Origin of the sequence: Flavobacterium chungangense LMG 26729 (assembly GCF_000735715.2) — a bacterium.
GTDB classification, from domain to species: domain Bacteria; phylum Bacteroidota; class Bacteroidia; order Flavobacteriales; family Flavobacteriaceae; genus Flavobacterium; species Flavobacterium chungangense.
Map to the genome: position 1 here is coordinate 304,794 of NZ_JASY01000002.1, position 14,117 is coordinate 318,910.

Below are 14,117 nucleotides of genomic sequence, written 5' to 3' on the forward strand. Positions count from 1 at the left end.
ATTATTGAGCTAAAAATACATAGGAAACAATGGCGCAAAGACCCAAAACAAAAGCAAAAAGATACAATCCGACACTTCCGTTTTGTAATTTTTTACCCTGAAAACCAATCTCATTGGTTGCTTTGCCTAATCCAAAAACAAGTGCAGATAAACCTGTTTCAATATAATCCCTAAAGAATTTTGATAAAAAGTTTACCGGAGCAACAAACAGTGCATCATAAGCTTCATCAACATAATATTTGTTATATAAAACTTTGCTCAAGCCTGTAATATTTTCATCAGATTCAGGAACATTATCTTGTTTGAAATATTTGATGTAAGCAATTAAAATCCCTAGTAACCCGCCTAAAACAGCAACTCCCATAAGAGTATATTCAGTTGCGCCTAAATGATGTTCTTCGCCGGCTACTTTCGTGAAAAGCGGAGCAAGATATTCATTTAACCAACTGTGTCCAGGTAAACTGATTAATCCTCCAAAAGCTGCTAAAATAGCTAAGATGATAAGCGGAATAGTAATTAAGGAACCGCTTTCGTGTAAATGATGTTTTTGCTCTTCAGTTCCTCTAAATTCTTTAAAGAAAGTTAAGAACATTAATCTAAACATATAGAAAGCCGTCATAATTGAAGCAACTGAGCCAACAACATATAATGGAATACTGTGATGGAAAGCTGTCAATAAAATTTCATCTTTAGAAAAGAAACCTGAAAAGAATGGAACTCCTGAAATTGCCAATGAAGAAATTAACATGGTCCAGAACGTGATTGGCATTGCTTTACGCAATCCACCCATTTTACGCATATCCTGTTCTCCGTGCAATCCGTGAATAACAGATCCTGAACCTAAGAATAAACAAGCTTTAAAGAAAGCGTGAGTAATTACGTGAAAAACAGCTACTTCATAAGCTCCAAATCCTAATGCCAAAAACATTAAACCTAATTGAGAAACTGTAGAGTAAGCCAATACTTTTTTGATGTCTGTCTGAACTAAACCAATAGTTGCAGCAACTAATGAAGTTACAGCTCCAACTATTGCAATTACAGTCTGGACGTCATGAGCTAAATCAAAAACAAAGTTTAATCTCGTTACCATAAAAATCCCTGCAGTTACCATCGTAGCTGCGTGAATCAATGCAGAAACGGGAGTTGGTCCCGCCATCGCATCCGGTAACCAGGTATATAAAGGAATTTGTGCAGATTTACCACAAGCTCCTATAAATAAACATAATGCTGCAATTGATACATTCCATGCAATTTGCGGCTCATAATGAATCGTTAGAATAGTTTGTTTTAATTCGGTATAGTCTAATGTTTTAAAAGTATATCCTAAAATAAACATTCCAATCAAAAGACCTAAATCCCCAATTCTGTTCATGATGAAAGCTTTTTTCGCAGCATCGTTGTAATCCTGGTTTTTATACCAAAATCCAATTAATAAGTACGAACAAAGTCCAACACCTTCCCAACCGATAAATAATACCAATAAGTTACTTCCAATTACAAGGGTAATCATAAAGAAAATGAATAAGTTCAGGTACGAAAAGAACTTGTGCACATTTTCATCATCATGCATGTAACTGATAGAATATATATGAATCAAAGAACCAATACCGGTTACAAAAAGCAGCCAAAGTAAGGATAACTGATCTAATAAAAATCCAAGATTAATGTTAATATTACTAATCTGAATCCAGTCAAATAAAGTGACCTGAATGGCTTTTCCAGTTGAAGTAATTTGATTAAAAAGTAAAAGAGTAACCACAAAAGAAACTGCTACGGCAACGGTTCCGATAATTCCGGAAACTGTTTTTCCTAAATTTTTCCCAAAGAAAACATTGATTAAAAATCCTAAAAAAGGAGCTAAAACTAAAACTAAAGCTAAATTGGTATCCATTTCCATTTATCCTTTTAAATTTTTTAAATTATCGATACTAATCGAACCTAAATTTCTAAAGATCGAAACTAAAATAGCTAATCCAACCGCAACTTCGGCTGCAGCAACAGCCATCGAAAAGAATACAAAAACCTGTCCTTGTGCATCCTGATGATAAGTCGAAAAAGCAACAAATAAAAGGTTTACCGCATTTAGCATGATTTCGATAGACATGAAAACAATAATTGCATTTCGTCTGTACAATACACCAAAAATACCAATACAGAAAAGTACAACACTTAAAAAGATGTAGTTTTCAATACCTATTTGATTTAATATATTACCCATTATTTATTTAATTTTTCTTTTTTAGACAATAATACAGTTCCAATCATCGCTACCAAAAGCAGTATCGAAGCAAATTCAAACGGAACCATATATTCGTTCAGTAATATTTTACCCAAAACTTTAATAGATTGAAAATCTTCTCCGCTTGAATCATATTCGCCAACAATTGGTTTTGAGTTAATGAAAATTGTAATCAGTACAATAACAATCAAACAAAAAGAAACAATCGCACCCAAACGTGTAATCCTCGGTCTGTGAACCTGATGACGTTCGTTTAGGTTCATCAGCATGATCGTAAACAGGAAAAGAATCATAATAGCACCCGAGTACACTATAATATGTACGATAGCCAAAAATTGGGCATTTAGCAATAAATAATGACCTGCAATCGAGAAAAAACAAATCACTAAATAAATAGCGCTATGAATTGGGTTTCGGCTAAAAATGGTCAAAAAAGCAGTAATTACCGTGATAAACGCTAAGAAACAAAATATAACTTGAACAGTAGTTGCATGTGCAAAATCAGGAATATGTATCATTTAGTTAGCATTATTAAGTTGAGCATTTTTGATAGCCACATCAAGAGGCATCACTAATCTGTCTTTTCCAAAAATAAAATCTTCTCTTTCATAACTGGAAGGAACCAATACTTTTGAAGTTGTCAAATAGATGGCATCTTTCGGACAAGCTTCTTCACAAAGACCACAGAAAATACATCTTAACATGTTAATTTCATAAATCTCAGCATATTTTTCTTCTCTGTACAAGTGTTTTTCATCTGCTTTACGCTCAGCAGCCTTCATTGTAATCGCTTCTGCAGGGCATGACAAAGCACATAATCCACAGGCAGTACAATTTTCACGACCTTGTTCATCACGTTTCAACTGGTGCTGACCACGATAAACCGGACTCATTTCACGTACTTGTTCCGGATAATGAATAGTAGCTTTTTTTCTAAAAAAGTGTTTGATCGTAATCAATAAACCTTTTACAATCGCCACAAGATACAATCGCTCCCAAAAAGTCATCTCTTTGTTAGAGACCAACTTTTTTCTACCCGATAATGATATAGTTTCTATTGACATTTAAAGTATAATTTGTGATTCAATTTGATGATTAGACCAAATCCAATCTATTTCGTTTTTTATTTAGTAGCTAATCCTGCTATCCGCTGTATCTTTTATGGTGAACCCCACCATAAAAGGATGCCGCTGCTATCAGGGCTAGGGCATTACGGTTTTTAGAATCCTAAAGCGGCTGCGATATCGTGTCTTAAAATAACAGCACCCGTAATCATGATATTAATTATAGAAAGCGGAATCAAAATTCGCCATCCCAAATTCATCAACTGGTCATATCTAAATCTCGGAATCGTCCAGCGTACCCACATATAGAAAAAGATCCAGAAACATATTTTGGCAAATAAAACTGCTATTCCTAATATGTTAGCGGTATTTACTCCAACATTTTCTACCATCCACTGCATTCCCGGATAATTGTATCCTCCAAAAAACAATACCGAGATAATAGTTGCAGAGATAAACATATTGGCATATTCAGCAAATAAATAGAATCCCATTTTCATAGATGAATATTCAGTATGGTAACCACCAATTAACTCCGATTCACATTCTGCCAAATCAAAAGGTGTTCTGTTGGTTTCTGCGAAAGCACAAATAAGGAAAATAAGGAAAGATAAAGGTTGGCTGAAAACGTTCCAAGTAAACCATCCGTCATTCCAAAAACCTGCTTGTTGCTCAGAGATTTCTTTTAAACTTAAAGTTCCGGTCATCATCAACAAAGCAATCATTGATAACCCCATCGCAACTTCATAAGAAACCATTTGCGAAGCGGCACGAACAGCTCCCATCAAAGAGAATTTATTGTTAGAGGCCCATCCACCAATCATGATTCCGTAAACTCCGACTGAAACAACGCCAAAGAAGTATAATAATGCAATGTTAATATCAGTTGCCTGTAATAAAATATCCCTTCCAAATAAATGCAATCTGTCTCCCCACGGAATAACAGCACTGGTCATCAAAGCGGTACTCATGGCAATTGCAGGCCCTACAACGAATAAAAATCTATTTGGTGTATTCGGGAAAAATTCTTCTTTCGAAAATAATTTCAAACCATCTGCAAGAGGCTGTAATAATCCTCCCCATCCGGCACGGTTTGGTCCTACACGATCCTGTAAAAAAGCAGCAACTTTACGCTCTGCCCAGGTAGAATACATGGCCATAATCATAGTTACGGCAAAAACCACTACAATAACAACGCTTTTCTCTATAATAAATGCACTATCTACCATGTTTAAGAATTTTTGTTGTTAGTGTTCAACGGAATTTCAGCCATACTAATTTTTTTACGGTCAACATCTCTACCCAAAAGAATATTCTTTTCGGTGTCAATTTGTACTTTCTCTAGTTTTTGAGTGTAGTTGTTTTGGTTGATAACAGAATCTTTTTCAAATTCTCTTGGTCCTTCAATAACCCAGTCACTAACATTTTTGTGGTCAAAACGGCAAGAATTACAGATAAATTCTTCTACTTCATGGTACTCGTCTTTACGACCTGTAACACGCTGAATTTCTCCTCCAAACATCCAAACAGTAGTTTTTCCGCAACATCCAGGAGTCGTACATTCTCTGTGTGCGTTATAAGGTTTGTTGAACCAAACTCTTGATTTAAAACGGAAAGTTTTATCAGTTAATGCCCCAACAGGACAAACGTCAATCATGTTTCCAGAGAATTCATTGTCGATTGCTTTAGAAATTCCGGTGGAAATATTAGCATGATCACCACGGTCTAATACGCCGTGTACTCTGTTGTCTGTCAATTGATCTGCAACTTGTACACATCTTTGACATAAAATACAACGGTTCATATGAAGTTGAATATTCGGACCGATATCTTCTGGCTCGAACGTTCTTTTTTCTTCAATATAACGTGATTTTGGATTCCCGTGTTCGAAACTTAAATTCTGCAAATCACATTCTCCGGCCTGATCACAAATAGGACAGTCCAGTGGGTGATTGATCAATAAAAATTCCGTTACAGATTTACGGGCTTCTGTTACGCGGTCAGAAGATTTACTGTTTACTTCCATTCCGTCCATACAGCCTGTTACACAAGATGCCATTAGTTTTGGCATTGGTCTTGGGTCGGCTTCACTTCCTTTCGAAACTTCAACTAAACAGCAACGGCATTTTCCGCCGCTCCCTTTTAATTTTGAATAATAACACATGGCTGGCGGAACTAGATCTCCTCCAATCATACGTGCAGCCTGCAGGATGGTAGTTCCTGGTTCTACGTCAATACTTTGACCGTCTATGGTTACTTTCATCTCTCTTAATGATTTGAATCTCGAAAGCTTAGATATTCAAAAGATTTGCTGTCCTTTAATACTATATAACTTCGTAATTCTTTTATATTTTTATTATACGATTATCTTACCGCCTACCAAATGTTTTACTTGCGAAAATGGTTCAGCAACAAAATGATCTCTGTGTTTTATTTTTTCAGGGAAACGAACATGGTACTCAAATTCATCTTTAAAATGACGAATAGCAGCTGCGACAGGCCATGAAGCCGCATCACCAAGCGGACAAATCGTGTTTCCTTCGATTTTGCTTTGAATACTCCATAATAATTCGATATCCTCTTCACGGCCGTGACCGTTTTCAATACGATGTAATATTTTTTCTAACCAGCCGGTTCCTTCACGGCATGGTGTACATTGGCCACAGGATTCATGGTGGTAAAAACGAGCAAAATTCCATGTATTTCTCACTATACATGATGTGTCGTTGTACACAATAAACCCTCCTGAACCTAACATTGATCCGGTAGCAAAACCACCATCACTCAAAGATTCGTAAGACATTAATCGGTCTTCACCGTTTGCTGTTTTAAAAATTAATTCAGCCGGTAAAATTGGCACAGAAGATCCTCCCGGTACTAAAGCTTTCAAGGGTCTGTTTGAAGACATTCCTCCTAAATACTCATCAGAATTCATGAACTCATCAACAGATAATCCTAATTCAATTTCATAAACCCCAGGATTTTTGATGTGTCCTGAAGCTGAGATTAATTTAGTTCCTGTAGAACGGCCAATTCCAATTTTAGCATATTCATCACCTGAATTATTGATAATCCACGGCACTGCTGCAATAGTTTCAACATTGTTTACCACAGTTGGATTTGCCCAAAGTCCTGAAACAGCTGGGAATGGTGGTTTAATACGAGGATTGCCTCTTTTTCCTTCCAGTGATTCAATAAGCGCAGTTTCTTCTCCACAAATATAAGCTCCTGCTCCGCAGTGAACATATAAATCTAAATCGTAACCTGTACCTAATATATTTTTTCCTAACCAACCTGCAGCTCTTGCTTCGTTGATTGCTTTTTCCAAAATTTTAAAAACCCACATGTATTCTCCACGAATGTAGATGTAGGATAGGTTTGCGCCAAGAGCAAAACTCGAAGTAATCATTCCTTCGATCAATAAGTGAGGAATAAATTCCATCAAATAACGGTCTTTGAAAGTTCCCGGTTCAGATTCGTCAGCGTTGCAAACTAAATGTCTTGGTTTTCCTGATTTCTTGTCAATAAAACTCCATTTCATTCCGGCCGGGAAACCAGCTCCACCACGACCTCTGATTCCTGATTTTTTTACTTCTTCAACAACTTCGTCAGGCGTAAGTGTTTTTAAAGCTTTTTCTACAGAAGCATAACCACCGTTTTGGCGATACACTTCGTAAGTCTTAATACCCGGAATATTGATTTTGTCTAATAATATTTTTTTTGACATCTTATTTATCGTGTAATATTATTTTATCATCTCTGCAATCAGCGATTAACTGATCGATTTTGTCTTCTGTCAATTTTTCTTTGTAGAAATCGCCTAACTGCATCATCGGAGCATATCCGCAGGCACCTAAACATTCTACGCCGGCAATGGTAAACATTCCGTCCGGAGTTGTTTCGCCCATTTTGATCCCTAATTTTTCAGAAGTATAATCCATTAAATTTTCGGCACCGTTTAAACAACAACAAGAAGTCTGGCAAAATTCGAACATGTATTTTCCAATTGGTTTTTGGTTGTACATGGTATAAAAAGTAACCACTTCGTAAACCTCAATTGGTTTGATGTGCAAAATTTCGGCAACTTTATCCTGCAACTCAATGCTCAGCCAGTTATCATGCGCATCCTGCACTTCGTGCAAAACAGGCAACAGAGCTGATTTTCTTTTGTCTTCAGGATAATGACTAATCAGTTCATTGATGCGGGACATCAATGCTTCAGTCATGTTTATTTCTTGTTTGTAATGTTTACGTTCCATTTTTTATTATTTTGAATTTTAAATTTTAAATTCTAAATGTTTTTGGCATTTATAATTTATAACTCAAAATTTATAATTCATTTATGCGTCTAATTCTCCGGCAATTACATTTAAACTTGATAAAATAACAATTGCATCTGATAGTAATGCGCCTTTGATCATTTCCGGATAAGCCTGATAATAAATAAAGCAAGGTCGTCTGAAATGTAATCTGTAAGGCGTTCTGCTTCCGTCTGTCACTAAGTAAAATCCGATTTCTCCATTTCCTCCTTCAACCGGGTGATAAATTTCTGCAACCGGTACAGGAACTTCACCCATTACAATTTTAAAGTGGTAAATCAAGGATTCCATTGAAGTATACACATCTTCTTTCGGAGGCAAATAATAATCCGGTACTTCTGCATGATATTCGTTTCCTGGAGGCATTTTGTCCAAAGCCTGACGGATAATGCTTAAACTTTCCCAAACCTCTGCATTACGAACACAAAAACGATCATAAGTATCACCTGATTTTCCAACAGGAACAATAAAATCAAAATCTTCGTAAGAGGAGTAAGGCTGTGCAACACGGACGTCATAATCAACTCCGGCTGCACGTAAGTTTGGGCCTGTAAATCCGTAAGCCATTGCTTTCTCTGCTGAGATTGCACCTACATTTACAGTTCTGTCAATAAAAATTCTGTTTCTTTCGAATAAGTTTTCGAATTCTTTCCATGCAACAGGAAATTCTTCAAGGAAAGCATCTAGTTTTTTGAAAGCTTCAGGAGACCAGTCTCTTTCAAATCCACCGATTCTTCCCATATTGGTTGTCAAACGTGCACCACAAATTTCTTCGTAGATTTCGTAAATTTTTTCTCTAAACTGAAAAACATATAAGAAACCGGTATAAGCACCAGTATCAACTCCTAAAATTGAATTACAAATTAAGTGATCTGTAATACGTGCAAGTTCCATAACGATAACTCTTAGATATTGAGCTCTTTTTGGAACTTCAATTCCCAGTAATTTTTCTAAAGTCATCCACCATCCCATATTATTAATAGGAGAGGAGCAGTAGTTCATACGGTCTGTAAGAGGAGTAATTTGATAAAAAGGACGATTTTCTGCAATTTTTTCGAAAGCTCTGTGGATGTATCCAATAGTGGGTTCGGCCTCCAGAATTCTTTCACCATCCATCAACAGGATATTTTGAAAAATACCGTGAGTAGCCGGGTGTGTAGGGCCTAAATTCAGTACTGAAAGCTCGCTTCCGTCTTCGTTTAGTTTGTCCTTAATTATTTTAGCATATCGATGCTCTGGTGATAATAATAGTTCTGACATTTATAATGTTGAATTATTTAGCAATTTGTTGTTGTTCTTCCAAAGAATCTGTCGTCTTTATCCGTTCTTCCACTGTCTTCCATCGGAAATTCTTTTCTCATAGGGAAAGAAACCATTTCATCCATATTCAAAATACGTTTCAATTGCGGATGACCAATGAAGTTAACCCCAAAGAAATCGTATGTTTCTCTTTCCATCCAATTGGAGCTTAAGAAAATATTCGAAATTGTTTTGATTTCCGGTTTTTCCCCGTTAAGATACACCTTAATTCTAATACGTTTGTTTTCGTACCAGTTGTGCAAATGATATACTATGGCAAACTGACGTTCAGATTCATTATCAGGATAATGAATACCGCATAAGTCAGTTAAAAAGTGGAAACGTAAATCAGCGTCATTTTTCAGGAAAAGAATCAGGGCTGTAATTTTATCAGCAGAAGTTTCCAGTGAAAAAATATCTCTTTCTTGTTGAAAGTTAAAAACACTTGAATCAAATGTTTCTATAAGTTTATCCTGGATCAGGGTGTTTTCTAAAGCCATCTTATGAAATGTTATAGGAAGCTAATAATTCTTGGTATTCCGGAGAGCTTCTTCGTCTCACAGATTCGCTTTTTACCAATTCTTGAAGTTTCATTACGCCGTCAACAATTTGTTCAGGTCTTGGAGGACATCCCGGAACGTAAACATCAACCGGAATTACTTTGTCAATTCCTTGTAAAACCGAATAAGTGTCAAAAATTCCGCCTGATGAAGCACAGGCTCCAACAGCAATAACCCAGCGAGGTTCCGACATTTGTTCGTAAACCTGTCTTAAGATTGGCGCCATTTTTTTAGAAATAGTTCCCATTACCATCAACATATCTGCCTGACGAGGAGAAAAACTCACACGCTCAGAACCAAATCGTGCCAAATCGTAATGTGATGCCATAGTTGCCATAAATTCGATTCCGCAGCATGAAGTTGCAAAAGGCAGTGGCCAAAGAGAATTCGCGCGTGCCAAACCTACAACGTCATTTAGTTTTGTGGCAAAAAAACCTTCACCAACAACACCTTCCGGAGGGGCAACCATATTTACATTTGAATCGCTCATTTTGTATTGTTATTTTGAGTTATAAATTTTGAATGTTCAAATAATTTATAATTCAGCATTTATAATTTAAAAATAAATATTTTTTATTCCCAGTCTAATGCTCTCTTTTTGATGATATAGAAAAAACCAACTAAAAGAAGAGACATGAATACAATCATTTTTAACATCCCTTCAATTCCTAATTCTTTAAAGTTTACTGCCCATGGATAAAGGAAAATTACCTCTACGTCAAACAATACAAATAAAATGGCTACAAGGAAATATTTTACTGAAAAAGGAATACGGGCGTTACCTACAGATTCGATACCGCATTCGAAGTTTTTATCTTTTGTCTCAGAAGTCCTTTTTGGGCCTAATTTTCCGGAAATAATGATAGTTCCTACTACAAAACCAACGGCTAAGATAAGCTGCATTAAAATAGGAAGATAACTGTATTGGTCAGATTGCATAAACTTAGGGTTTTTACTTAAAAAATAAGCCACAAAGATAGCTTTCAACTCTGTAAATCACAAACTAAAAAATGATTTAAGTTTAGTGTGTAATATGGATTAAGTGTAATTTTTATTGATTATAAATAAAAGGTCAGACTTTTGTATTTTTTTTAACAAGAAAGCAAAAAAAAACGTTTCGAAATAAATCGAAACGTTTTTAAACCATTCAGAGGCAAAAAAAATAAATTGCTATATTTTTCTTAGATTACTGCTACTTTAGCAGCAACTTTCCCTTTTCTTCCTTCTTCTTCTTCGTAGCTTACACGGTCACCTTCGCGTAATTCTTCCGCGTTAATTCCTGAAGCGTGAACGAAGATGTCTTTTCCTGTTTCTTCGTCTGTAATGAATCCATAACCTTTAGACTCATTGAAAAATTTTACTGTACCTGTACGCATTGTAATTGTAATAATAATTTATAATAAAGCAAATGTAATATATAAATTCATACAAAAGACACTAAGGTGTTAATTTTTTGTAAAAATTATTGATTTACAGTGTTTTCTGTGCTTAAATTATATTAAAATTCATATGAATTTCTTTGAATTAAGATTCATTTATTAAGGATAAAGCAATTTCAGTACTAATTTTATTGTAATAAACGGACTACTTATTAAAAATTTAATTTTTTTAAATTCTTACAATAAGTTTTAGTAAAATAAAAAAAGAGTGACAGATTAATTGTCACTCTGTTTATATTTATCAAAAATTGTAGAACTATTTTAAATCCAGTTTAATTGATAATTCTTTCAATTGTGAATCGTCAATTGCAGCAGGTGCATCGATCATTACATCGCGACCTGAATTGTTTTTAGGGAAAGCTATAAAATCTCTAATAGTTTCCTGACCTCCTAAAATAGCAACTAATCTGTCTAAACCAAAAGCTAATCCTCCGTGTGGCGGTGCTCCAAACTGGAATGCATCCATTAAGAAACCAAATTGTGCTTTTGCTTCTTCTTCGGTAAATCCTAAATATTTGAACATTAACTGCTGCGTTGCTTTATCGTGAATACGAATAGATCCTCCACCAATTTCGTTTCCGTTCAAAACCATATCGTAAGCGTTTGCACGAACTTTTCCGGGTTCTGTTTCCAATAATGTCATATCTTCCGGTTTTGGAGATGTAAACGGATGGTGCATTGCGTGGTAACGACCGCTTTCTTCATCCAATTCCAATAATGGGAAATCTACCACCCATAACGGAGCAAATTCTTCGGGCTTACGCAATCCTAAACGAGTTGCCAGTTCCATACGTAAAGCAGAAAGCTGAGCTCGTGTTTTATTTGCAGGACCAGAAAGGACGAAAATCATATCTCCTGGGTTTGCTTCTGTTGCTTTTGCCCAGTTTGCCAAATCTTCCTGATCGTAGAATTTATCTACAGATGATTTAAAAGTTCCGTCTTCATTACATTTTACGTAAACCATTCCAGATGCTCCAACCTGAGGGCGTTTTACCCAGTCAATTAACCCGTCGATTTCTTTTCTAGTGTAATTTCCTGCTCCCGGAACAGCAATTCCTACAACTAATTCTGCCGCATTAAATACAGGAAATTCTTTGTGTTTTGCAAATTCGTTCAATTCGCCAAATTTCATTCCGAAACGAATGTCCGGTTTGTCATTTCCGTATGTTTTCATGGCATAATCGTAGGTAATTCTTGGGAATTTATCTACTTCAATACCTTTTATTTCTTTTAATAAATGTCTTGTCAATCCTTCAAAAACATTCAAAATATCTTCTTGCTCCACAAATGCCATTTCGCAATCAATCTGTGTAAACTCAGGCTGACGATCTGCACGTAAATCTTCATCACGGAAACATTTTACGATTTGGAAATATTTATCCATTCCGCCCACCATCAATAACTGCTTGAAAGTTTGTGGAGATTGTGGCAAAGCATAAAACTGTCCTTCGTTCATACGGCTTGGTACAACAAAATCTCTCGCTCCTTCAGGAGTTGATTTGATTAAGTAAGGGGTTTCAACTTCACAGAAATCTAAATCTGATAAATATTTACGAACTTCCATTGCCACTTTGTGACGGAATAACAAGCTGTTTTTTACAGGATTTCTTCTGATATCCAAATAACGATATTTCATTCTGATATCTTCACCACCGTCCGTTTCATCTTCAATTGTAAATGGAGGTGTTAAAGCTGCGTTTAAAATGGTTAATTCGGAAACTAAAATTTCGATTTCGCCAGTCGGGATATTTTTGTTTTTGGCTTCACGCTCAATAACTGTTCCTTTTACCTGAATTACAAATTCACGACCAAGAGTTTTGGCTAATTCAAAAACGTTTTTATCGGTACGGCTTTCATCGAAAATAAGTTGTGTAATTCCGTAACGGTCACGTAAATCAACCCAATTCATAAATCCTTTATCGCGTGATTTTTGAACCCAGCCTGCAAGTGTAACTTGGGTATTAATATTTGAGGCATTTAATTCGCCACAATTATGACTTCTATACATTGATCAAAATTTTAGACTGCAAAAGTAAACACAAAAATCAAATTAATATAGTAAAGTAATAACTTGATGCTTATAAAATTGAAATATTTTGTTAACGGCTAATTTTCTCACATATAATTTCTTTAGATTTGGTCTATTCAAAACAAAATAATATTGATTATGAAAAAAGTTTTTCTTTTAGCTTTAATTGTGCTTAGTGTTTTTAGTATTAATGCCCAAACAAAGAATCAAATAAAATTTACTGCGAAAATTGCCAATAGAAACAGTGATACTTTAGTTATCCGAGGAGCAAATGATTTTAAACAAGTCATTCCAATTAATAAGAAAGGAGTTTTTGATGCAACCTTCGAAGCTCCAAAAGGTTTTTATCAATTTTCAGACGGTCATGAAGTTTCAGGGTTGTATTTAAAACCTAATTCTGAGGTAAATCTGACTATGGATGCCAAGCAATTTGATGAAACGATTGTTTATAAAGGAAAAGGGGTAGACGAAAGTAATTTTCTGGCTCAATATTCCTTAAACAATGAAAAATTTCAAAATGAAGCTTTTTCTAAAGATGAAGCTGAATTTGCTACACTTTTAGAAGCAAAGAAAAAATGGGATAATGAAACGCTGGAAAAAGGAAAATATGATGCAGATTTTCAGACTGCATTAAAAAATTCATTTGCACAATTTAGCCAATATGCAGCCCAAACTTATGAAAGCAATGCTAAAACGAATAAACTTAAAGGAAAACCTTCACCTGATTTTGATTATGAAAATTATAAAGGAGGTAAAACAAAGCTTTCTGATTTAAAGGGGAAATATGTTTACATTGATCTTTGGGCAACATGGTGTGGGCCTTGTAGAGCTGAAATTCCTTTTCTGCAAAAAATTGAAGAAAAATATCATGGAAAAAATATTGAATTTGTAAGCATCTCAATTGATACAGCAAAAGATCATGACAAGTGGAAGAAATTTGTTACGGATAAAAATTTAGGCGGAGTTCAGTTATTTGCTGACAAAGACTGGGGATCTGATTTTGTAACAAGTTATGGCGTAAATGGAATCCCAAGATTTATACTAATCGATCCAAACGGTAATATTATAAATCCGGATGCCGACAGACCATCATCTGCAACATTGCAAACCCAGCTGGATGCTTTATTGAAATAATTCTTGCAAATTTACAACGTTATCGTAACTTGTA

Annotated in this window: 15 protein-coding genes; 1 reads left to right on the forward strand and 14 read right to left on the reverse strand. The window is 35.3% G+C overall.

What is annotated here, in order from left to right:
* Nucleotide 1 precedes the first annotated feature (1 nt).
* From nuoL to aspS, 14 genes are all read right to left on the reverse strand, one after another.
* Complete coding sequence (nuoL, locus tag JE46_RS04470; protein WP_031454065.1) at nt 2-1,891, reverse strand: NADH-quinone oxidoreductase subunit L; 1,890 nt, start codon at nt 1,889-1,891, stop codon at nt 2-4.
* A 6-nt stretch (nt 1,892-1,897) separates the two neighbouring features.
* On the reverse strand, nt 1,898-2,218 hold the full coding sequence (gene nuoK, locus JE46_RS04475) for an NADH-quinone oxidoreductase subunit NuoK (RefSeq protein ID WP_017494599.1): 321 nt from the start codon (nt 2,216-2,218) through the stop codon (nt 1,898-1,900).
* A complete protein-coding gene (locus JE46_RS04480) occupies nt 2,218-2,757 on the reverse strand; it encodes an NADH-quinone oxidoreductase subunit J family protein (RefSeq protein ID WP_031454066.1) in 540 nt (179 codons plus the stop codon). The genes nuoK and JE46_RS04480 overlap by 1 nt, the downstream gene beginning before the upstream one ends.
* Nucleotides 2,758-3,303, reverse strand: coding sequence for a NuoI/complex I 23 kDa subunit family protein (locus JE46_RS04485; RefSeq protein ID WP_031454067.1), 546 nt, complete (start codon nt 3,301-3,303; stop codon nt 2,758-2,760).
* Nucleotides 3,304-3,458: 155 nt separating this feature from the next.
* Entirely contained in the window at nt 3,459-4,532 is a 1,074-nt protein-coding gene (nuoH, locus tag JE46_RS04490; RefSeq protein WP_031454068.1) for an NADH-quinone oxidoreductase subunit NuoH, read from the reverse strand.
* Between the two features lie 2 nt (nt 4,533-4,534).
* Nucleotides 4,535-5,566, reverse strand: coding sequence for a 2Fe-2S iron-sulfur cluster-binding protein (locus JE46_RS04495; protein WP_031454069.1), 1,032 nt, complete (start codon nt 5,564-5,566; stop codon nt 4,535-4,537).
* A 93-nt stretch (nt 5,567-5,659) separates the two neighbouring features.
* Nucleotides 5,660-7,030: an NADH-quinone oxidoreductase subunit NuoF gene (gene nuoF / locus JE46_RS04500; RefSeq protein ID WP_031454070.1), complete on the reverse strand. Its 1,371-nt coding sequence runs from the start codon at nt 7,028-7,030 to the stop codon at nt 5,660-5,662.
* Between the two features lies 1 nt (nt 7,031).
* A complete protein-coding gene (locus tag JE46_RS04505) occupies nt 7,032-7,562 on the reverse strand; it encodes a complex I 24 kDa subunit family protein (RefSeq protein WP_031454071.1) in 531 nt (176 codons plus the stop codon).
* An 81-nt stretch (nt 7,563-7,643) separates the two neighbouring features.
* Entirely contained in the window at nt 7,644-8,882 is a 1,239-nt protein-coding gene (locus JE46_RS04510) for an NADH-quinone oxidoreductase subunit D (RefSeq protein ID WP_031454072.1), read from the reverse strand.
* A 17-nt stretch (nt 8,883-8,899) separates the two neighbouring features.
* Nucleotides 8,900-9,421 (reverse strand): NADH-quinone oxidoreductase subunit C, encoded by a 522-nt coding sequence (locus tag JE46_RS04515; RefSeq protein ID WP_031454073.1) that lies wholly within the window; start codon nt 9,419-9,421, stop codon nt 8,900-8,902.
* Between the two features lies 1 nt (nt 9,422).
* Nucleotides 9,423-9,971 carry an NADH-quinone oxidoreductase subunit B gene (locus tag JE46_RS04520; protein ID WP_031454074.1) on the reverse strand — a complete coding sequence of 183 codons (549 nt, stop codon included), beginning with the start codon at nt 9,969-9,971 and terminating at the stop codon, nt 9,423-9,425.
* An 83-nt stretch (nt 9,972-10,054) separates the two neighbouring features.
* Nucleotides 10,055-10,420: an NADH-quinone oxidoreductase subunit A gene (locus JE46_RS04525; RefSeq protein ID WP_031454075.1), complete on the reverse strand. Its 366-nt coding sequence runs from the start codon at nt 10,418-10,420 to the stop codon at nt 10,055-10,057.
* Between the two features lie 242 nt (nt 10,421-10,662).
* Nucleotides 10,663-10,857 (reverse strand): cold-shock protein, encoded by a 195-nt coding sequence (locus JE46_RS04530; protein ID WP_007137066.1) that lies wholly within the window; start codon nt 10,855-10,857, stop codon nt 10,663-10,665.
* Between the two features lie 319 nt (nt 10,858-11,176).
* The gene (gene aspS, locus JE46_RS04535; protein WP_031454076.1) at nt 11,177-12,928 is read right to left on the reverse strand and encodes an aspartate--tRNA ligase; all 1,752 of its coding nucleotides are present in this window, start codon (nt 12,926-12,928) and stop codon (nt 11,177-11,179) included.
* 159 nt (nt 12,929-13,087) lie between these two features.
* Between aspS and JE46_RS04540 the strand changes: the two genes are divergently transcribed.
* Nucleotides 13,088-14,083 carry a TlpA family protein disulfide reductase gene (locus JE46_RS04540; RefSeq protein WP_031454077.1) on the forward strand — a complete coding sequence of 332 codons (996 nt, stop codon included), beginning with the start codon at nt 13,088-13,090 and terminating at the stop codon, nt 14,081-14,083.
* Nucleotides 14,084-14,117: the final 34 nt, after the last annotated feature.